Origin of the sequence: Cohnella suwonensis (assembly GCF_042655365.1) — a bacterium.
Lineage (GTDB): Bacteria > Bacillota > Bacilli > Paenibacillales > Paenibacillaceae > Cohnella > Cohnella suwonensis.
This window is the reverse complement of sequence record NZ_JBHSMH010000041.1, coordinates 121,023-140,110: the sequence shown is the minus strand read 5'-3', so window position 1 is coordinate 140,110 and position 19,088 is coordinate 121,023. Positions and strand designations below refer to the sequence as shown.

20 protein-coding genes are annotated in these 19,088 nt (G+C 47.8%); all 20 read right to left on the bottom strand.

Annotated elements, in window-relative coordinates; translation table 11 throughout:
• Window positions 1–11: 11 nt before the first annotated feature.
• Window positions 12–1,091, bottom strand: a complete 1,080-nt coding sequence (gene wecB / locus ACFPPD_RS13350; protein WP_209745371.1) for a non-hydrolyzing UDP-N-acetylglucosamine 2-epimerase — start codon at window positions 1,089–1,091, stop codon at window positions 12–14.
• Between the two features lie 16 nt (window positions 1,092–1,107).
• A complete protein-coding gene (locus ACFPPD_RS13345) occupies window positions 1,108–2,274 on the bottom strand; it encodes a glycosyltransferase (RefSeq protein ID WP_209745367.1) in 1,167 nt (388 codons plus the stop codon).
• Between the two features lie 30 nt (window positions 2,275–2,304).
• On the bottom strand, window positions 2,305–3,426 hold the full coding sequence (locus ACFPPD_RS13340; RefSeq protein WP_209745365.1) for a glycosyltransferase: 1,122 nt from the start codon (window positions 3,424–3,426) through the stop codon (window positions 2,305–2,307).
• Between the two features lie 37 nt (window positions 3,427–3,463).
• Entirely contained in the window at window positions 3,464–5,326 is a 1,863-nt protein-coding gene (gene asnB / locus ACFPPD_RS13335) for an asparagine synthase (glutamine-hydrolyzing) (protein WP_209745362.1), read from the bottom strand.
• An 18-nt stretch (window positions 5,327–5,344) separates the two neighbouring features.
• Window positions 5,345–6,031: an HAD family hydrolase gene (locus tag ACFPPD_RS13330; protein WP_209745359.1), complete on the bottom strand. Its 687-nt coding sequence runs from the start codon at window positions 6,029–6,031 to the stop codon at window positions 5,345–5,347.
• The gene (locus ACFPPD_RS13325) at window positions 6,032–7,036 is read right to left on the bottom strand and encodes an SDR family NAD(P)-dependent oxidoreductase (RefSeq protein ID WP_209745356.1); all 1,005 of its coding nucleotides are present in this window, start codon (window positions 7,034–7,036) and stop codon (window positions 6,032–6,034) included.
• Window positions 7,029–9,308, bottom strand: a complete 2,280-nt coding sequence (locus ACFPPD_RS13320; RefSeq protein ID WP_209745354.1) for a motility associated factor glycosyltransferase family protein — start codon at window positions 9,306–9,308, stop codon at window positions 7,029–7,031. The genes ACFPPD_RS13325 and ACFPPD_RS13320 overlap by 8 nt, the downstream gene beginning before the upstream one ends.
• A gap of 48 nt (window positions 9,309–9,356) precedes the next feature.
• Window positions 9,357–10,592, bottom strand: a complete 1,236-nt coding sequence (fliB, locus tag ACFPPD_RS13315) for a flagellin lysine-N-methylase (RefSeq protein ID WP_209745351.1) — start codon at window positions 10,590–10,592, stop codon at window positions 9,357–9,359.
• A gap of 18 nt (window positions 10,593–10,610) precedes the next feature.
• The gene (gene fliT, locus ACFPPD_RS13310) at window positions 10,611–10,937 is read right to left on the bottom strand and encodes a flagellar protein FliT (protein WP_465251441.1); all 327 of its coding nucleotides are present in this window, start codon (window positions 10,935–10,937) and stop codon (window positions 10,611–10,613) included.
• On the bottom strand, window positions 10,930–11,319 hold the full coding sequence (gene fliS, locus ACFPPD_RS13305) for a flagellar export chaperone FliS (RefSeq protein ID WP_209745345.1): 390 nt from the start codon (window positions 11,317–11,319) through the stop codon (window positions 10,930–10,932). The genes fliT and fliS overlap by 8 nt, the downstream gene beginning before the upstream one ends.
• 14 nt (window positions 11,320–11,333) lie before the next feature.
• Window positions 11,334–12,878 carry a flagellar filament capping protein FliD gene (gene fliD / locus ACFPPD_RS13300; RefSeq protein WP_209745342.1) on the bottom strand — a complete coding sequence of 515 codons (1,545 nt, stop codon included), beginning with the start codon at window positions 12,876–12,878 and terminating at the stop codon, window positions 11,334–11,336.
• 16 nt (window positions 12,879–12,894) lie between these two features.
• Entirely contained in the window at window positions 12,895–13,293 is a 399-nt protein-coding gene (locus tag ACFPPD_RS13295) for a flagellar protein FlaG (protein WP_209745340.1), read from the bottom strand.
• A gap of 137 nt (window positions 13,294–13,430) precedes the next feature.
• Window positions 13,431–14,198, bottom strand: a complete 768-nt coding sequence (locus ACFPPD_RS13290; RefSeq protein WP_209745337.1) for a flagellin N-terminal helical domain-containing protein — start codon at window positions 14,196–14,198, stop codon at window positions 13,431–13,433.
• Between the two features lie 114 nt (window positions 14,199–14,312).
• Complete coding sequence (gene csrA, locus ACFPPD_RS13285) at window positions 14,313–14,561, bottom strand: carbon storage regulator CsrA (RefSeq protein ID WP_209745334.1); 249 nt, start codon at window positions 14,559–14,561, stop codon at window positions 14,313–14,315.
• A 16-nt stretch (window positions 14,562–14,577) separates the two neighbouring features.
• Entirely contained in the window at window positions 14,578–15,015 is a 438-nt protein-coding gene (gene fliW / locus ACFPPD_RS13280) for a flagellar assembly protein FliW (protein WP_209745331.1), read from the bottom strand.
• A 73-nt stretch (window positions 15,016–15,088) separates the two neighbouring features.
• Complete coding sequence (locus ACFPPD_RS13275) at window positions 15,089–15,652, bottom strand: DUF6470 family protein (protein WP_378082482.1); 564 nt, start codon at window positions 15,650–15,652, stop codon at window positions 15,089–15,091.
• Window positions 15,653–15,677: 25 nt separating this feature from the next.
• Entirely contained in the window at window positions 15,678–16,601 is a 924-nt protein-coding gene (gene flgL, locus ACFPPD_RS13270) for a flagellar hook-associated protein FlgL (RefSeq protein ID WP_209745325.1), read from the bottom strand.
• A gap of 33 nt (window positions 16,602–16,634) precedes the next feature.
• Complete coding sequence (flgK, locus tag ACFPPD_RS13265) at window positions 16,635–18,194, bottom strand: flagellar hook-associated protein FlgK (protein WP_209745322.1); 1,560 nt, start codon at window positions 18,192–18,194, stop codon at window positions 16,635–16,637.
• Window positions 18,195–18,229: 35 nt separating this feature from the next.
• Window positions 18,230–18,733: a flagellar protein FlgN gene (locus tag ACFPPD_RS13260; RefSeq protein WP_209745319.1), complete on the bottom strand. Its 504-nt coding sequence runs from the start codon at window positions 18,731–18,733 to the stop codon at window positions 18,230–18,232.
• 36 nt (window positions 18,734–18,769) lie between these two features.
• On the bottom strand, window positions 18,770–19,036 hold the full coding sequence (flgM, locus tag ACFPPD_RS13255; protein WP_209745316.1) for a flagellar biosynthesis anti-sigma factor FlgM: 267 nt from the start codon (window positions 19,034–19,036) through the stop codon (window positions 18,770–18,772).
• Window positions 19,037–19,088 lie beyond the last annotated feature (52 nt).

Genomic DNA, 19,088 nt, shown 5'->3' with positions numbered 1-19,088 from the left:
ACCTCGCCAGCCTACAGGTTAGACAGATACGCATGAATATGATCCGTTATCGATATGCCTGTATTGCCTTTACCATAGGGATTTTCTTTTGATTCGCCGGCCTGCGCGCTTTGAATGGCCTTCACGATGGACTCCGAATCGTTGGAAACCAACTTCCCCCAGCCCAGCTCAACCAACTCCACCCACTCGGTGTTCTCCCGCAAAATCACACTGGGTACCCCGTTGAAGTAAGCTTCTTTTTGTACGCCGCCCGAATCGGTCACGATGACCTTCGCCCCGGCTTGCAATCGAATCATATCCAGATAGCCAAGGGGTTCGGTGAGAACCATGTTGCGAGATTGAAGATAATCATTAAGTTCAAATTGGGCGATCATTTTCTTCGTTCTCGGATGCATAGGGAAGACGATCGTTTCTTCGCATTGCTTGAAAGCGCGAAGAATCGCCTTTAGCCGAGCCGGGTCATCCGTATTGAAGTTTCGATGTACCGTGGCGAGTATATACTTTTTCTCCTCGAATTGAAGACGTTCCAGAATCGTACTTTCTTCCTTCGCCAGACCTGCGAAATGCAATACGGCGTCATACATGATATCGCCAACGTCATGAACACCTTCCTGTATGCCTTCCCTTTCGAGATTTTTCACGGCCGTCTGTGTCGGACAAAACAGCAATGAAGAAAGATTGTCGGTAAGAACGCGATTGATCTCCTCGGGCATCCTGCGATCATAACTTCTCAATCCCGCTTCAACGTGAATCACCGGAATATTCAGCTGCGCTCCCACCATGGCCCCAGCTAATGTAGCATTTGTGTCGCCATAAACGAGGATTGCCGATGGACGGTTCTGCCTCAATTGCCCTTCCAAAGCCATCATGACCCTTGCCGTCTGTCTCGTATTGGTATCACCATTAATGTCCAAAAGAATTTGAGGTGCTTGCAAACCCAGCTCGCTGAAGAAGATGTCACTCATATTCCGGTCGAAGTGCTGGCCGGTATGAATAAGCGTTTCTTCGATGCCCTTCGTGCTTAAATGAGAGCTCAACATCGACGCTTTAATGAATTGAGGACGTGCGCCGATCACTGTGACGATTCTCATGCCCTCGCCTCCCCGTCTATTTTTGCAAACTTTCATACAAATGCGACATCTTATCCGTTTGGCTCTTCCAGGAGAAATATTCTTGCGCCGCTTTGAATTTCTCTTCCGGGTATGCCCCTTCAGAGAGATCTCGTTGAATAACTGCGGCTATTTCATCCAAAGACTGATCGACCGGAAAACTCCTTCCGACCTTGTATTTATGGATATACCAATCCATGGAACTTCCCTCATAAGTGAAAAAAGGAATGTCGGAGAAGATGGCGTCAAAGAACTTGTTCGGCATTTGGAAACGATAGTTTTTAATATCTTTGGTCAGCGAGACATCCCGAAAATTTACGTATCCATCGCACATGTAGACATATTCAATCATTTGTTGATACGGCAGCATCCCCGCATAGACGATTTTCTCGTTGATTCGTGCAGCCTCTCTGACATCTTGGGCATAATGCCCGTCTCCGATAATGAGCAGCTTGAAGTTTTCCGGCAGTATGCCGATCAACTCCATTAGTACGGGAATACCGCGGTCTTTCCTTAGGAAACCCGCAAATACGAGCACCCGTTCATGCTCCGTGAAACCAAGCTTTTGCCGCAGCAGCTTCTTGTCTATGGTGACTACATCAGTCTTGTATCGGGTGTTATAGATGGTCGTAACCGGGCATGGTAGTTGGAATTCTGTCTGTAAGGCATGTGCAATATCTTCGCTGACGGTAATTACACCATCGGCGTGCCTGATATATTCGCCTCGGTTTTTAATGAGGAGTTTTGCGGTTTGGTATTTATTCTCGTCCGGGTAATTTTCACGAAAGAGATCGTCTGGAAAATACTCATGGGCATCCGCAATCCATTTGGCTTGATGCTCTTGAGACAAGATGTACCCCAGCGGCCAAGTTTCGGTGTCGTGGCAATGGTAGATATCGAACGGTTCTTCGCGTTCGAGCGCCTCTTTCAGTTGAAAGTGGGCACGCAGATATTTATCTACGAGCACAGAAGTGCCCAACTTGTACCTGAAGACCCTTCGAATGTGGACGCCTTCTCTTTCTTCCGAGTCGGGAAGCTCCTTTTCCTGCTGGCAGAAGATGGTGACATCATATCTCAGTTCCGATAAGGTGATCGCTTCCCGCCACACACGCGGGTCCGGATGCAGGGGGTTGTCCAGTAACATGGCGACTCTTGCTTTAGTCATAGGCAATCTTCCTCTTCAGTCGACGTTAGTCTAAAGCTTATAATTATAGATATGAATGAAATTAGGGCGGAGAGGCTTCTCTGTGATGCGGTAAGTCATGGAATCTCTAGACTCCGATATCTTAAGGTTGTGTGCTGCATCCAAATATCCTTCTCTTAACGTCAATGCCCTTTGAAAATGTTTTTCTGCCTCTTCCGTCCGGTTAGCTACCGCCAACAGCACGCCGATATTATTGATCAAAGCTGCATCTTCCGGCGCGTGGCTCTCCGCTTGCTGAAATGCGGACAGGCTCTTCCCGTAATCGCCCAGCCGAAACCAGCTTACTCCCGCGATAAATCCACCTTCAACGGAATCCCGCGCAAGATGGTTTGTATATTGCAGAGCCTTCTCCGGCAAGTCAGCGGATAAAGCAGCTGACGCTACGGCGACTTGAGCTTCCGCCTCGGTGAATTGTTCGGCCATTTCCTCAAGCAAATGGTCTAAATCCAACCGGCGCAAAATCGACTTGACCGACTGTTTGGATACCCGGCCATCCCCGGATATGTTGTGCTGGTGAACTCGGTACCACATGAGGGATTCGTCAAGTATTTTTAAGGTATACCCATGGGTCAACAATCTCATAAACAGCTCATAATCCACCGCGTTCGGCAGACTCGTATCAAACCAGATATCCGGCGTTTTCCGCAATAAGACTAGGCCGCTCCACAGATGGTTTCTTTGTAATTGAAACAGAAGGGCATTTTCCGCGTTCATGCCTTCCGGATACCCCTTACGTCTTTGCAGAGGCCGATTTTCTTCATCCACCATTTCACAGTCGAAAAACACCATATCAAGGTCGGGGTGCCGGATCAATTCCTCCACTGTACGTTCGATCCTCTCGGGCTTCTGCAGATCGTCGCTGGCTGCGAACGCAAGAAATTCACCCTGGCTCTGTCGGATTCCGCTGTTTTTAGCCGCCGAAACCCCTTGATTGATCTCATGTCGAATAATCTTAAAGGGAATTTCACTTATTTCCCGGTAACTTTCTATTTCTTGCAAAGTTCCGTCAGCACTTCCGTCGTCCACGACAATAAGTTCAAGCTCCCTATAAGTTTGACGTAGAACACTTTCAATAGCTTGTCCTACAAACCGCTCATTGTTGTAGACGGGCATAATGACAGATACCTTCGCCACATTTTTCACCTACCCATTAATCATGATAGTCAATAAACGTCCGGTACCAAAGCTCAACCGAAGCGATTCGCCAAATGAGAAAGCTGTCATTTCGTGTACCTACCTTGAAATTTTCCCATTCTTTGCGGATGGTTTCGATGTCGAATATGTTACGGCTTTCGATTTCCTCGCTGTAAAACAAGCTGTCCAGCATGGGCCTTAGTCCTCCTCGGAACCATATGGCTTCGGGTGTGACGAATCCCATTTTGTCCTGGCGATTTTCGATCTTTTCCGGAATCACACCCTGCATCGCTTTGCGCAAAATAACCTTGGTAACGGAATCATGCAGCTTCATCTCAGGGGGCAAGGAAAAAACAAACTCTACCAAGCGATAATCCAGGAAAGGTAGCCGACTCTCAATGGAGAATGCCATGGAATTCCGGTCTTCATGTCTCAAATATGCCGGAATGGAAAACGATACGAGGTCATGGTACATCTGATTTTGCAAGAATGACGGGAACTTTCTCTCGGGTGATATTTCTTTGTAGTAGGTCTGGGCGAACTTAGGAGCCAAGTATTTGGCATTAGCCTCAATGTGACGCCCAAGTCTGCCGGTTTCAACCAACTTCTTGGCTCGATCGATGGCAATTGACGAAGTGAGCTTATGCTTCGCACAATAGATATCCACCTGCTTGTACAACTCAAAATGGTTTCCCGAAAGGTACAGATCGGCAAAATAGGAGTCAGCGTATCCCAGATAACCGGCCAACATCTCATCAGCCCCTTGGCCGTCCAATGTAACTTTGATTCCATGCTGATGGATTAATTGCATGACGACGTATTGACCAAAAATACTGGTGCTGCCGAACGGCTCTTCCTGTGTATAAATAAGCTCTTTAAGTTTATCTAGCAAGTCTTGTTCTGTCGGCGAAGTAAAATCACTCTTGATATTCGTTTGCGCTCTGACAATATCAATCCATTGGCTTTCATCATATTGGCCGAACGGTGATATAAGGGAAAACGTATGAAGCTTGTTCTCCGTCTCGATTTCTCCTTGTGCGATTAATTTGTCGGCGACACAAACGATGGAAGACGAATCGAGCCCTCCGCTTAGGCAACTACCTACTTCTACATCGCTTCTAAAGCGGAGCCGGACAGCATCCTCGAAAATCCGGTAAAACTCGTCCGCCGATTGCTCCAAGGTACCTTCAAATACATTTCTTTCTGAAATATCCCAATAACGTTCGAGCCGCATGCCATGCTTGTTGACGACACAATAATGGGCACCGGGGAGTTGATGGATTCCTTTAAAAAAAGAATCGTTCGTATGATTGGCTCTCGCGTAGATGATAAAGTCATAGACGCTCTGAAGATTCGCTTCCGGCTTGATTCGCGGATGGCGCAGCAATGCCTTGATTTCTGAAGCGAAAACAAACTGTTCGCTGTCATAATGATAGACAAACGGTTTTACTCCGAAGCGGTCCCTAGCACAGAAAAGCTCTTGCTTGTCCTCATCCCAGATGGCAAAACTCCACATTCCGTTAAATCTTTGTAAACAATTTCTCCCCCAGATAATGTAAGCCTGGAGAATCACCTCTGTATCCGTGCCTGTTTGGAAGGAGCAACCGAGTTCCGTGAGCTCGGCACGAAGCTCTATATAGTTGTATATCTCACCATTAAATACAATCCAGTGACGCTTCTCCATCGTTGACATTGGTTGTCGTCCCGCATCGGAAAGATCTAAAATCGACAGGCGCCGGTGTCCTAAACAAATGTGTTCCTTTCGATAGATTCCTTCATCGTCGGGCCCGCGATGCCGAAGCGAATTCATCATCTGTTCTACAATTAAACCGCTGTCGCTTCCGGAATCTTTACTGTATATCCCAGCAATTCCGCACATAAAGTCGCCTCACTCTAATTAATCCAAGTTAACGGTCAACTCATCCAAACTTTCAATCATCTCGTCCGCTTCGTATTCTGGCGACAGCCTCGTCAGCATGTGGTCGCCTGTTTTGCGAATGATGCGTATGGTATGGAAACCCATTTTTTTTGCGGTGAAAAAATCTTTATGGGGATTGTCTCCAATGTAGATAAAGCTTTGAACTTCTCCCCTTAGAAGATCCTTTGCTCTCTCAAAAGGGACCGCGCTTGGTTTCCAGCAATCCTTCCCCAGTTCATCCGTGACAATTATGTAAGGGAACCTCTGCTTTAATCCCAAAGCTTCGATTTTTCGCCATTGAACGCCCTTTTCCCCGTCTGTAATCAATCCTCTAGGAATGTCCTTTTCTACCAACAACTTGACGACTCGATCGGTATCGGAATACAAAGAAAGCTGTGGGGTATGTTCACGGTATACCTGTACGAGATTCATAGGCTCTACCGGCACCGAAAACTCTTCGATCAGATGATTAAATATTTTTCCTCTGCCGTTTTTAACCCAATCTTCGAGCATGTATTCGTATAGTGTTGACGAGTCTAGTTGGTTATCAATCTTTTGCAAATAGTCTGCGACCGCATGAAAACCCGACCGCACATAATCATGTTCGCAAAAGAGCGTATCGTCCAAATCGAAAAAGATCGCAGTTTTGGGATTAATATTGATCATCTAAATCAACTTTTCCTCATTTATCCATTTCCACAACAGATTCTTGTCGATTACAGTTACGTTAAATACTGTGGACACAGGATTTTTGACGTCTAATACCCCTGGATAAGTATCCTGTCTCTTCGTGAAAATGGAAGGCAAGATATACATGTCCGATGTTTCCAAGGCTATGCATTCCTCGTCATGCGTCATTAATTCTTCATACATTTTTTCTCCGGGGCGCAAACCGATCTCTTCGATATGAATAGGTTCGATAATGTTATACCTATTAGCGATTTCCTCGATCATCACATCGGCAAGATCGGATAATTGGACGACCGGCATTTTGAGTACGAACACCTCACCGCCCTTTGCCAGTTCATTAGCCTTCAACATTAACGAGATGGCTTGGGAAGGCGTCATCATATAGCGTTTCATCCCCATATCGGTGACGGTTACCGAACGTTTCGTCAAAATTTGCTCCTTGAACAACGGGATGACGGAACCTCTTGACCCCATGACATTGCCGAACCGAACCGAGGAAAAAATGGTGGACTTAGGGCCTTTTTGATATTCCGCGGCAGTAATTAATCTTTCCGCAGTCAGTTTCGTAGCTCCGTAAGTGTTGGTTGGGGAAATGGCTTTATCTGAGCTCGCAAACAACACTTTCTTAACACCGGAAGCGATAGCCGCTTGTATAATATTCTGTGTTCCGATCACGTTTGTCTTTACGGCTTCGAATGGATTATATTCGCAGAAGGGGACATGCTTCATGGCGGCTAAATGAAAGACGTAATCGATGCCTTCCAAAGCTCTTAGCAAACGTTGTTCATCCCGGACATCGCCAATCAAAAATCGCATTCTGTCTGTATATGGCCCGAATTCTCGACTCATATTGAATTGCTTATATTCATCACGGCTAAATATACGAATGACACTCGGGTTGTATTGAAGTAACTGTTTAGTCAGATGATACCCGATTGTCCCGGTGCCGCCCGTGATCAATATTTTTTTGCCATTATACATGAGTCGGCACCTCTGTTGTTCTATTGGCGCTCCGCAACTTAAGCTTGCGGTTGGCTTCTCCTACTAATTCATTAAGTTCCGGCAAGCACATTTGCGTCTTTCGAACAAACGGGCTCAGAACTTCATAAAACAATTTTACTTTCTTGATCACATTCTTCTCTTCCGCCAACTCCGGAAGTTCGCGATCCAACAAACGGATTTCGTTCATCATGGCAGTAGTCAACAAAATCATAAAAGGAATACCGTTTACAATTTTCCCCCATATTTCCTCAATGTCTACCATCGTATCCATACACTTCTTGGGTTTGGTTCGGCTTAGCTCCTCAAGACCTTCCAATTTTCTATCGATCTGTTTCAATTGGTTTTCCAATTGAGCAAGCTGCTCCGTCAGGCTGACCAATCGCCCCGTCATTTGCTTCATTCGAAGCTCATCATAAAACGGACGCTCCCCCTTTATGGCATTAAGCATAAAATCCGAAGGAATGCTCACCGTCCGCAACCGCTCAAGCACGTTTTTCATAGGTTGCCATTCGGTATTTTTTATTTTGGCCCCCATCGACGTCGTATTAATGAAATGCACCGTCGGATGTAGAGCGAGCAGATCTTCCATGTCCCTTAATGTGATATACATCGCCTCTGTTGTACGGTTCATGCCGCCACGGACATTTTCAACCTGCAATCCAGCTTTCTCGAGCACATCTTTGCTATAATTATAGTACACATGCTTCGCTCCGGGAGCGTAAACTTGCTCAACAGGGTAGGATAAATCTTGTCCAGCAAGGACAACTTCCCTGCATCCCATGTAGATGGCTGCTTGTACTGCCGTTCCGGTAACAGAATGGGTAACGTTGAATACAGGATCTTCATTTGTCCAACCGGCCAGATAACGTGTCGTCAGATCGTTATTGAAGAAAGCATGGAATAGTTCCTCTTTTTCCTCCAATATTCGATACTCAATTTGCGGGACATACAACAAAGGAATGTTTGCGGTGTCCGTGTTTCGAAAAACTTCATAATTAATATCTCCGCCATCCATCGAGACGATCAGATGAGGCTCAATTCCAAAATGTCGAAGCGACTGGATACTGGAGCCAGCCGCAATAATCAGAGCATGATCTTTCAACTGCCGCAAATGCTCGATATCTTCCTTAAGAGAAGGGCCTGCCCCTACGATAACTGCCGGTATACCAACCAATTTTTCTTTTAAGCCTGCAAGGGATGGAGTCGTGATATTAACAGCCATGTTATATAGCCTGTTCTTCAACCACTGCATCCCGTACAAATGATAGGTGTGAACCGAGGCTTCATAAGTTTGAATGGCTACCTTCGCATCTTCGCAGAACTCCAGCTTCTGTTGAAGATTCAGCTTGTCGTACATGGGAACGGACAGCAGAGCCGGGTCTCCCTTGGCCAGCCGAAAAAACTCAAAGAACGAGCTCTCTCTTAACACCTTGTCTCGCCCTACAACAAAATCTTTGATTTTGATTTGTGAAAACAATTGCTGTAGATCAATAACTCTCATAGCAGCCAGCAGCATTTGCTCATCCGGCTCAAATATGACATATTGTTTTTCTGGGTATCGCTTGGCCAGCTGAGAAAGATGGTAACCAAAAGAAAAGCCGTAAACAATGACGTTAGCTTTCCCGTTTACTGATTCGGCAATCGTTTCAACCCAGCGCTCGGCTTCATGCTCCGGATCGTATGTGCTATAAAAATAACGCTCTTTACCATCCTTCGTAAACATGAAAAGATTGGAAAGTCCATTTCGTGCACGGCAAATCTGATACCGGGATTGTTCGGGTTTCAAGTGTTGGATAACATCGAAGGCTTTTCGGAAGCGTTGTTTCAAAAAGGTGAGATTGGCCGCAAACCTGCGTTCGGCAACCAACATGCCCTCGCCAAGGGAGATAGCCAATCCTTCAAATAGTGGTGCCAGCTCAAATTTGATGGAATCTGCCGCGTGAACAAATTCCTCTTCGTCCATGCTCCGGTTCAAAGGTTCAAATCTCTCGGACAGTTGTGCTGTAAAGCTTCCGAGTACGGGTATTAACGAGGCGTAGTCGGGACTATGCTCAATCTCACGGCTGATTGCATTGGCCGTCTTGAATAAGTCGTCCATCCCCTGCAGCAGTTCGCCGAACTTATCCCAAGCGCTCTCTTGAACGGATTCGTAGAACATATTCGCTACGGTCTCGCAGGCTTGAATCAAGTTCGGTAAAAACGCTTTTATCTCTTCCAAGACGGGCTTGATTTCAAAATTCGTGTTGCCCATATCCGTTCCTCCCATTTTGAAATCTGCCGCGTAAGATGTTATAAGCATTCATAGATTGACCAGCAGCGACAAATGCCCTAATGTTATGATTTGCTCCTGCCGGCATTTTTCTTTAATGATCTGTTTAAATCCCTGCTTATGTTCGAAGTTCTTTACGAAGGATTGAATCAATTTGACGGCTAACTCAGGATTCATTCCGCCATGAAATGCGGACATGCCGATCAATTGCAAACGGATCATGGAAAAGATGATTCCGAGATAATACACTTTCTCAAACATCGTCTCGTTCTTGGAAAGGGGGAACAGGCTCGAGAAAACATGGTTTACCAAATAATTTTCCAGTATGTATTCATGCTCTTCCATAAACGGCCTATAGAACTTTTCATAGATTTCTTCATAGAGGTTGATCATTTCGCCGGATGGGCTGTTTACTACAAGCTGCATGCCCTGCAGATACTCATCGAGACATTCTTTGTACCGTGAATTGTACCAAAGCTTCTTCTCCATGATCGACAACAGCAGATCGTTCAAAAACCGCACCTGAAAAGGGTGATTGACCGGGTAAATGCCGGCATCTGCTGCTCCCGCCCCTTGTCCGATTTCATGCCGAAATTGTTGAAGCAGGCTGGGAATGGCCAAATCGTCGCTCGTGTGAAGCCGTTCGTCTATCTGATCCGCCAATACTGCGAGCTGCATCATGCGGTGATGAAGCGGGTATCGCCGATTTTGCAAGATTTCGATCGCAGCGACCCGTAAATCCCAGAAATGCTTCATGATTGGCTTAACATCGGCAATTTCAGTATTGATCTTTACATTCAAGTGCATGTTTACTGCCGAATGCAGCTCCTCATATGCGAACTCGATACCTTGTGGATCCAGCAAGGCCAGTCTGGCCGCTTCCGGGCAAGACAATGAAGCCGACAGTTCCCTGGTCCCGTTCACTTCATTAATCGTACGGGGATAAGTCGCACAAGTTTGCGACAAATACGACTCTCCCAATTCCGCTTGTATCGAACATAGCCCTCCCTCCTGGAAGCGGCATGCTCCTGTCTGGGGATTCAGCCTTATTGAAGCGTAATGCGTTTTCACCTGTTCATTCTGCTCGTGAACCACTATGTCATTCTTGAACCTTTCGGTCAACGTCGGATGATTGATCGTTTGGTACCGCTTATACGTATCGAGATCGACGCCAATGGTCCATGAAGCACAGCATGTATCTTCGCACTCTGCGCCGATGCATTTGAATTGTCGCATATATTCCGGTACTAGCGCTTTATTGTTCATTCCGCATCATGTTCCTTGTCATTTTCGCTTGTCAAATAAAAAGCTGTCATATGCTCCATTTGAAAGGTACGCCGCTTGTTGTTTCTTCGATGTATTCACTCGATTTAAACCAAGAGCAGCTTCATCCTTCAATTGTTGCATGTGTTGCATAATTAGCTGATCATATTGCAATATTTCACGAATCCGGTTCTTCTCTTGCGGTGTCAATTGTCCTTTTTGTCCAACCGTATCGGTTAGCGTCTGACGAAGCTCGACCAGCCGCTCAAAGCGTTCATAATCAAGCGTCTGAACGGGTTGGCTCAATTGCCGGGTCTCCTCCAGCACCAATTGCAGCAATTCATCCATGGCCGGAAATAGATGAAGAAGGTGCTTTGGCGGCTTGTGACCATGCTTCCTTCAGTTCAACCAAATAGTTCAGCGCTTCGACTGCAGGAGCCGTGTCCTTCTTCAAATTAGCCGTAATTAACAAGTGAAGGATGTATTCATAGATTTTCGCTAAATTTTGTGCGATCGAATACTGGTGATCCAAGGAAGCTACCAGTTCGTTCACGACTTTTTGCGCTTTGATCAGGTTTTCATTAGTCTTTTCGATGTTTCGGTTCTCCATGGAATCAACGCCCTGTTTGATGAACCGGATAGCTCCATCATACAACAAAAGAATCAGCTGTGCGGGAGATGCCGTTTGAACGGAGGACTGTTGATACTTCTGATAGGGTGTTGAAGCCATTCCTCTCACTCCTTTTATTTCGAAGCTCCGAATAAGCTGCTGGATTGCGCGCTGTACCGATTCATCGCGGTCTCCATGGCCGTAAATTGCTTATAGTAGCGTGACTCCACCAATGATAGACGTTGGGTCAAGTCTGTGATTTTAAAATCGATAGACCTCAATTGTTCGCCTATATAGCTCGAAGCGGAGAAAGCCGTGTCTTTGTCCGAACTGAATCTGGATGTTCCTACTCTCGTAGCCAGATCATCCAAGGCGGTCATGACGACGTTCGACAAGCGGTTAAACAAGCCATTATCGGGATTGGTAGGAGATATCCTTAAATTCGCATCTGTCTGTGTCGTTTGCTGCGTGAATAATTTCATCACTTGATCGGGATTGGCGTCTATCGCCGCACGCAACTTCGCCTCGTCCTTAAGGACAAGCTTGCCGCGCTCTGTATAGGATCCGGTCGTAATACCCAATGAAGTCATATTAACAGCCGTCCCGCCTATATTTACGCTAGTGATCATGGCGAGGCGCGAATCGCTTGCCATTTTGGATAGAGTGGTGTCTCTGCGCAGCAGCCCGCTTTTCGCTTTCTCCTCCCAGAGCTTGATTTCGTCTTCGGTCATTTCTTCTTTCTGATCGGCAGTCAGAGGCGGATACTTGCGATACCGTTCTTCATTTATCTTATTATTTACCGTACCCAGAACATCGTTATAATCTTTGATAAAAGATTTGATCGTCTCTACAATCTTATCCGTATTGGAAACAATGCTTAAAGTGGATGCCGTTCCTCCTGTCGATGCTGTTGTGGCATTCAATGTGATTTCCACGCCGTTTGCCGTAAACTTGTTGCTGGAGCGAGTCGTGGCGATTCCGTTGATCGTGACGTTGGCATCCAATCCCGCTGTAGCGGCTGGCAGATTAAATTTCGAAAGCAAATTGGAGGGGACCGAATCGGAAAATGTAATCGTACCGGCGCCGGTCGTTTTGGAGGTGAGAGACAATTTCCCGGTAACGCTATCTACAAATGCAGTGATATTCGCATTGCTGCTGTTAATTTTAGACACCATAGACGTAAGCGTATCCGTATTTTCATTTAATGTGATTGTAGCGTTGGAAGCGCCGTTTGTAAGAGTAAAGGTGACATTCCCGGATCCGTCGGCCGTGTAATCGATTTTCCCCGCTCCAACACCCTTAATGTCGATAAGCTTCTTGCTCGTGTCAATTGCGCCAACCCCTGTCGTACTGGTTGTAGTAGCGGCAGTTGCAAGACTCCCTACCGATACCGTCATCGCCCCTGCGACAGCACCGGAAATCGCGTTGGCGCTGACGGCTGCCGTGTTACCCGTAATATTGACCTTTTTGGCGTTAATCGCGCCCTCCAAGCCGTAGTTGAACAGCTTGTTATTGCGGAAATCAACCATTTTGATGTTGACATCCCGGAATTGCTCCCGTTGCCATTCAAGCGTCGTTCTCTGTTGCGTTAATTTGTCCATAGGAACTCGTTTTGTTCGCATCAGATCTTTAACAATCTGATCAATGTCCATTCCGGATGAAAAACCTGAGATTCTCATTTCGTTTCCTCCTATCTCATACTTTCTCGTCAATAAGGATGCCTGCGAACTCGCTCATCTTGGCGACAAGATCCAACGTCTTCTCGGGAGGGATTTCGCGAATGAGTTCACCGGTATCTTTATTAATTACTTTCACCATAATCGTGTTGGTCGCTTCATGCACTTTCATTTCAAACATGGTAGTCGGACTTTCCAACGCTTTGATCGCCCGGTCGATCGCCCGAATCAACTGCTCTTCGCCGACCGAAATTTTAACCCCCTGGCTTTCCGCTTTTTGCAATTCCTTGCCTGAACGCACCTGTAATCCTTCAGAAGCGACATCTTGAGGTCCTGAATTCGTTTGGGGGGCCGATCTTTCTGGCGAAGGTTGCTGAACAGACGGTTGAGATATGCCAGCGGTCGTTTGCACATTCATTCCGTTCACTCCGATCTTTAATCTTATTAAGTTTTATATCGACGAATGAAGACCTATTATTTAGCTTTTTTCACCTTAACCAACAAAAATAGAGGCCCCGGATAAACCGGGACCTCTATTTTTGTTAAAATGAAGAATTAACGAAGGAGCGACAGGACACCTTGCGGAGCCGAGTTCGCCTGCGCCAACATGGCTTGCGCAGATTGCAGCAGAATTTGGTTTTTCGTAAGATTGACCATTTCCTTTGCCATATCCGTATCGCGAATACGGGATTCGGCAGCAGACAGGTTCTCGACCGTAGTACCCAGATTGTTGGAGGTGTACTCGAGACGGTTTTGCTTGGCCCCGAGTTTGGCACGTTCCGTAGAAGTGTTCTTAATTGCCGTTTCGACCGAGCTCAAGCTGGAAGTGCTAGATAAACCGGTAATTCCGGTCGTGGAGATTGCGGAAACGGCAATCGTCTGGGATGCGTCATCGCTTTGAATCGTTGCGCCAGCCGTAATGCTAATACCGTTGAATTTCGTGCCGCTGACAATCTTGTCGATCTGAGCGCCAAGCTGAGTCAGCTCTTGGTTAATGTTCGATTTGTCCCCGGAAGAGTACGTACCGTTCAGCTTCTGAACGTTCAGTTCTTTCATCCGTGTGAGCATTGCGCTTACTTCGTTCATTGCACCTTCCGCCGTTTGAACGAAAGAAATACCGTCCTGAACGTTACGTTGCGCTTGCTCCAGACCGCGGATTTGACCGCGCATTTTCTCGGACACCGCCAAGCCGGCAGCATCGTCAGCCGCGCGGTTAATGCGCAAGCCGGATGCCAGCTTTTCCATGCTCTTCCCTGTATTGGTATTGTTCAATTGCAGATTGCGATGGGTGTTCAAAGCTTCAATGTTGTGGTTAATACGCATGTTTATTATCCTCCTTGAATGGTTAATCTTCCACATCCTTGTGGACTTGAACGATTCCGATCGGCCGCTCGAAATCGATTCTAACTACATATATCGGAAAAATATTGAAATGTTTTATAGCTCCGGCGAATTTTTTTTCATTTTTTTGAGTTTGGCCGAGAGGTTTTGCAGATCCAGTCGCTGCTCCGCTGCTTCCCGGTTCGCCTCCTTGACCGAAGAAATCAACTCTTTGCGTACAATTTGAATTTCTTTAGGAGCTGAAATGCCCAGCTTAACTATCTCGCCGTCAACTCCCAAAACCGTCACTTCAATTTGATCCTGGATGATAACGGACTGTCCTTTCTTCCGGGAAAGCACCAACATCTGATTCAGCTCCCTTCTATTTCGCCGTTTCGAGAGCAAACAACCGGTGTTTCGTCGAATAATCGGCTCGCAAAAGGATTACTTGTTTACCCCTCTTGGCAACTGCATTCATGACGACGGGAGCAACCAAATTGGTTGTCGCATGCTCCAAATCATCGTTAACGTTCACAATTGAACGGATGATAATTTGTTCTTTGGATTGAATTTGCAATTCTTCCAATTCGGGTACCGGCAAATCGAATTCGTAGTCCGAAAAAAATTCAAACGGATCGATCATTATAAAAGCCAGTTGGCTGTCATCGACCGATTGCAAATAAGCGAAGGGTTCGTGTTCTTTTACCGTGACCAACACAAAACGACGCGATTGCTCAAATCCGGGAATCCCGGATTCGAAGCTGTAGATGTCTTCTTCCCTGACTTCGAGCTCCCCCAGCTTTGCCGTAAGCAGTTTCATATAACCTTCCCTTTCATCAAAAAATAATAAATAGCTATAGCGCCCCCCCGCCTATAGCTACAAATAACCGAACTTAAGCCATGATATTGATTGTCGGCGGAGTAATCGTGACTTTCGGGTACTGTGCCATCTGAATCTTCACGCCACCCCGATGATAATTAACTTCCGGACGATGACTCTGCACGTCTATGATAAATTTTCCAGGTTCAACCCTCAAATTCAAATCTTTGGGAATATAACCAAGATCGATATTGTCCGCCGTAGCCTCGCCGTATACCTGCAGATCGGGAGCGCCCTCCACAAAAGCATCCAGCGCCATGTCAGGCATCGGATTCCCACGAATTCGCAAATCTCCCATTCGATTACCCCACTCAACGATATGCGTCAGATTTTGTTGCGCAAATCCTTTATATTGTGAGTGTATCCGGTGCCAGAACTCATCCATCTTCCCGCCTGTCAAAGCGCTGAAAGAACGGGTTTGATCGATAACAAGCTCTCCGGGACCGTTGTTCGCGGTGATTACCGGCGGACTCGATTCAACATGAATCTCGGGCCGGGGCCTTCGAATTTCAAAGCGACCCGGCTGCGAATCCACACTTATTAGTCCTCTTTGGGATTGAATGGATATGAGCGGCACCAATACAAACCCACCTCTAATCTGCTTATCTTAGAAAATCCACCAGTGTCGGCGTTATTATTTTGGCCCCGACCGACAATGATGCCTGGTACACATTCTCGTTCACTTTCGCCTTAATGATAAGGTCTTCCATATCGGCATCCTCGGTTTTCGACTGAAGCGTCGATAAATTGAGATTCAAGTCATTCAGCCGTTGCTCCATCAACTCAACGCGGTTCATACGCGCTCCGATCTCTGCTTGCTGCGTCAGAACCTTGTCCATTCTGGAATCCAGCATGGTGAGCTGGTTCGAGACCCCGCTGTAATCGCCCGATTCCAAACTGGAAACCATTTCGTCAATGACATGGAACAGATTGTCGTCCTCGTTCTTCGGAGCGGTAACGCCGGTCGGCGGATAACCGAATATATTATTCCCCGTTAAATTAACCGTTAATTGAATACCCGTATTAATGGCATAATCCAAATTCCCGGTATCCGTGATAACGGTGGCGGGATCAACGGCAGGGTCGTAAGTAATCTTGTCCGTGAATTGGCCGTTAAACACATACTTGCCCTTAAACTGGCTGTTGGCGATGTCCACGAGCTGCTCTTTCAGCTGCTTCATCTCGCTAGCGATGTTATCGAGCGCTACTTGCGGGTTCGTGCCGTTGGAGCCTTGAACGGCAAGCTCCTTGATTCGTTTGCCGACGTCGCTAACCTGAGTCAGCAACGTGTCGTTAAAGTCCAGCCATGAGTTCGCGGAATCGACATTGCCCTGGTAACGTTCGTTCAGGGAAAGATCGCTTCGATAACGCAGGGAGTACGTAATGCCGACGGGATCATCCGAAGGACGATTGATTTTCATGCCGGTCGATAGCTGCTCCTGAAGACCTTGCATCTGAGAAAGGTTCTTATTAATGTTGCGCAAGAGCTGGTTCGTAATACTCCCTTGCGTCACGCGTCCTACCATTCCGATCATCCTTTCAGTTGAAGGCTCGCATAATTACCTGCCGACCGTACCCATGCCGTTAATGATTTTGTCCAACGCCTCGTCGATTGCCGTCATATAACGAGCGGCGGCGTTATAGGCGTGCTGGAACTTAATCATGTTGCTCATCTCTTCATCGAGGGAAACGCCGCTTACCGCTTGACGTCGAGAGTCCACTTGATCTACGACGATCTTGGCGTTCGCGACTTGCCTGTTCGCTTCGTCAGCTTCGATGCCGAGTTGACCGACGACGGAACGGAAGAAATCGTTGATTGTCCCTTGCGCCGTCGCGGCGCCGGCGGATACGGAAGAGAAATCGATCTTTATCTCGCTGAACTGGGCGATCAGCATAGCGAGGTCTTTGTTCCCCTTGACAACCGCCTCCGGCGATCCCGCCGTACGCATCGATGAAGCGATATAGCCGGCATCCGCGAGAATATTCGGGTCAAGTCGAATATTGCCCGCGGTAAGAGCTCCTCCGTCGCCGGACACGAAAAAAGCGCCGCCCGCTTGCGGCGGATCCATCATCGTATAACCGAGCTGGTGCAAACCGTTCAGACCTTTCACGGTGACGGTCAGATCCGAAGTCAGCGTACGGTTCGCGCCCGTATACGTGACGTTATTAAGAGTAATGCCGTCGGGAAGTACCGATCCGGCCGGGATTTTCACTTGAATGTCGCCGTTGGCCAAGCCGTTCACGAGCGTATCGAGCTGCTGCTTGTAATCGGTCACGTATTGATCGCGCGAGACGAACATGCCGTAGGCTTCGCCGCCCGTTAATTCGCCGGAAGCGACGCCGGCTTGCAAACCTTCGACCGTTACGGGCGTATACTCGTTATTCGTAACCAGTACCGTTCCGCCCATGGAGACCTGATACCCTCCGTCCGCCGTTTCCACGCCGGTTACGTTGATGATTTTGGACAAATCGTCCATCAGGAGATCCCGTTGATCGCGCAGATCGTTCGCGTTGTCGCCCATGCCTTCGACTCTTCTGATCTGAAGGTTCAAGTTCGAAATCGTCTCGAGCGACGTATTGACTTGGCTGACCTTCACGCCGATATTCTCGGTGATATCCGCGCTAAGATCGTCCAGCTGCCTGCCGGTTTGGTTGAACGCATCCGTTACCGCTTTGGCGGTCTCGCGAACGAGCTTCCGGGCGGTGATATCCTCGGGGTTCTCGCTGAGGTCGTGCCACGACTTCCAGAAGTTGTCCATCACCGCGCGGAGGCCGGTGTCCGACGGTTCGTTCACGATCGTCTCCAGCTTCTGCAGCGTGTCCGCTTGAATGGACCAACTGCCGTAGGTCTTGTTCTCGTTGCGGAATTGCGAGTCCAGGAAACCTTCGCGGATACGCGTGATCGAAGTGAACTCGACGCCGGTGCCTAATTGGCCCTTCGCCGTAGAACGGGACATGCCGACGGCTTCCATCGGTTTGGTGGCCGCCATGTTAACCGTCTGACGGGAATAGCCCGCCGTATTCGCGTTCGCGACGTTATGCCCCGTCGTCTGAAGTGCCGCCTGTTGGGTAAATAGGCTGCGCCTGGCTGTTTCAAGTCCGTGGAATGTCGATCGCATGATTGTCTGCCCCGTTTCCGTATCGAAGTTCTGCTTTATGCTTTGGAATCGAAAAGTTTAAGTTTATGTTGCGCCTGAGAGGAATCGGTCGGCCGCTTGTACACGTAGTCTTGATCGTCGTAACCGCCCGCGAGCAAGTCCAGCGAGAAGTCGTTGAACTCGATCGATTGCTGCGTCAGCTTCATGTTGACGTCGTTGAGGGCTCTCAGCTTCTCCACCGTCGCGCTTAAGCGATCGGCTACGTCCGAGAGTGCCAGCTTGTCATCCGCCACCGTGACCATGCGCACGATGTCCGCGACCCTCGTGGAGGAGGCAGGCTTCATCCCTTGCTCCGCAAGGAACCCGTTGACGGATTGGACGCGCTTGTTCTCCATCTCCACGATCAGTTTCAGCAATCGCGCTTCCTTATTTACCATCTCGTTCAGCAATTCGACGTTGTTCACGATCAACGCTTGTTTCTTCTGCTCGCTCAACGCGATCATCTGCTCATGCTGCACGAGCAGCGTCTCTAGCACCTCGATCAGACTTCGAATCGCCATGCTCGCACCTTCTGCTCTCTATATGATGTCGACAAACTATTCGCGAACGAACGGCAGCAGCTTCTCCGCAAGCTTGCCCGAATCCACTTCGTACGTGCCGGTACGAACTTCGTGCTTCAGCTTCTCGATGCGCTGGGAGCGATCCGGTTCCTCGGTGCGGTTAGCGCCCAGAAGCTCCATCGCCTCGGCGGAAAACTGGACTTCGTCCTTGCGCCGCTTGCCCGCCGCCTGGCTCGAACGGGCTTCCGATTGCTGCATGTAATTGCGGTAAGCGCCAATGCGCTGGGAATCATTGATTTTCACGTCATATCACCCCGAATAAATAAAAAAACCGATAATGTCTATCCCTATTATC

Coding starts and splice junctions, on each gene's coding strand:
- fliD (WP_209745342.1), bottom strand. CDS start 12,878: ATGAGAATCTCAGGTTTTTCATCCGGAATGGACATTGATCAGATTGTT.
- ACFPPD_RS13330 (WP_209745359.1), bottom strand. CDS start 6,031: ATGATCAATATTAATCCCAAAACTGCGATCTTTTTCGATTTGGACGAT.
- flgL (WP_209745325.1), bottom strand. CDS start 16,601: ATGGTAGGACGCGTGACGCAAGGGAGTATTACGAACCAGCTCTTGCGC.
- ACFPPD_RS13340 (WP_209745365.1), bottom strand. CDS start 3,426: ATGCCCGTCTACAACAATGAGCGGTTTGTAGGACAAGCTATTGAAAGT.
- ACFPPD_RS13260 (WP_209745319.1), bottom strand. CDS start 18,733: ATGGCGATTCGAAGTCTGATCGAGGTGCTAGAGACGCTGCTCGTGCAG.
- asnB (WP_209745362.1), bottom strand. CDS start 5,326: ATGTGCGGAATTGCTGGGATATACAGTAAAGATTCCGGAAGCGACAGC.
- ACFPPD_RS13295 (WP_209745340.1), bottom strand. CDS start 13,293: ATGAATGTGCAAACGACCGCTGGCATATCTCAACCGTCTGTTCAGCAA.
- ACFPPD_RS13345 (WP_209745367.1), bottom strand. CDS start 2,274: ATGACTAAAGCAAGAGTCGCCATGTTACTGGACAACCCCCTGCATCCG.
- fliB (WP_209745351.1), bottom strand. CDS start 10,592: ATGAACAATAAAGCGCTAGTACCGGAATATATGCGACAATTCAAATGC.
- wecB (WP_209745371.1), bottom strand. CDS start 1,091: ATGAGAATCGTCACAGTGATCGGCGCACGTCCTCAATTCATTAAAGCG.
- ACFPPD_RS13325 (WP_209745356.1), bottom strand. CDS start 7,036: ATGTATAATGGCAAAAAAATATTGATCACGGGCGGCACCGGGACAATC.
- fliS (WP_209745345.1), bottom strand. CDS start 11,319: ATGGCTTCAACACCCTATCAGAAGTATCAACAGTCCTCCGTTCAAACG.
- fliW (WP_209745331.1), bottom strand. CDS start 15,015: ATGAAACTGCTTACGGCAAAGCTGGGGGAGCTCGAAGTCAGGGAAGAA.
- fliT (WP_465251441.1), bottom strand. CDS start 10,937: ATGGATGAATTGCTGCAATTGGTGCTGGAGGAGACCCGGCAATTGAGC.
- csrA (WP_209745334.1), bottom strand. CDS start 14,561: ATGTTGGTGCTTTCCCGGAAGAAAGGACAGTCCGTTATCATCCAGGAT.
- flgK (WP_209745322.1), bottom strand. CDS start 18,194: ATGCGATCGACATTCCACGGACTTGAAACAGCCAGGCGCAGCCTATTT.
- ACFPPD_RS13290 (WP_209745337.1), bottom strand. CDS start 14,198: ATGCGTATTAACCACAACATTGAAGCTTTGAACACCCATCGCAATCTG.
- ACFPPD_RS13320 (WP_209745354.1), bottom strand. CDS start 9,308: ATGGGCAACACGAATTTTGAAATCAAGCCCGTCTTGGAAGAGATAAAA.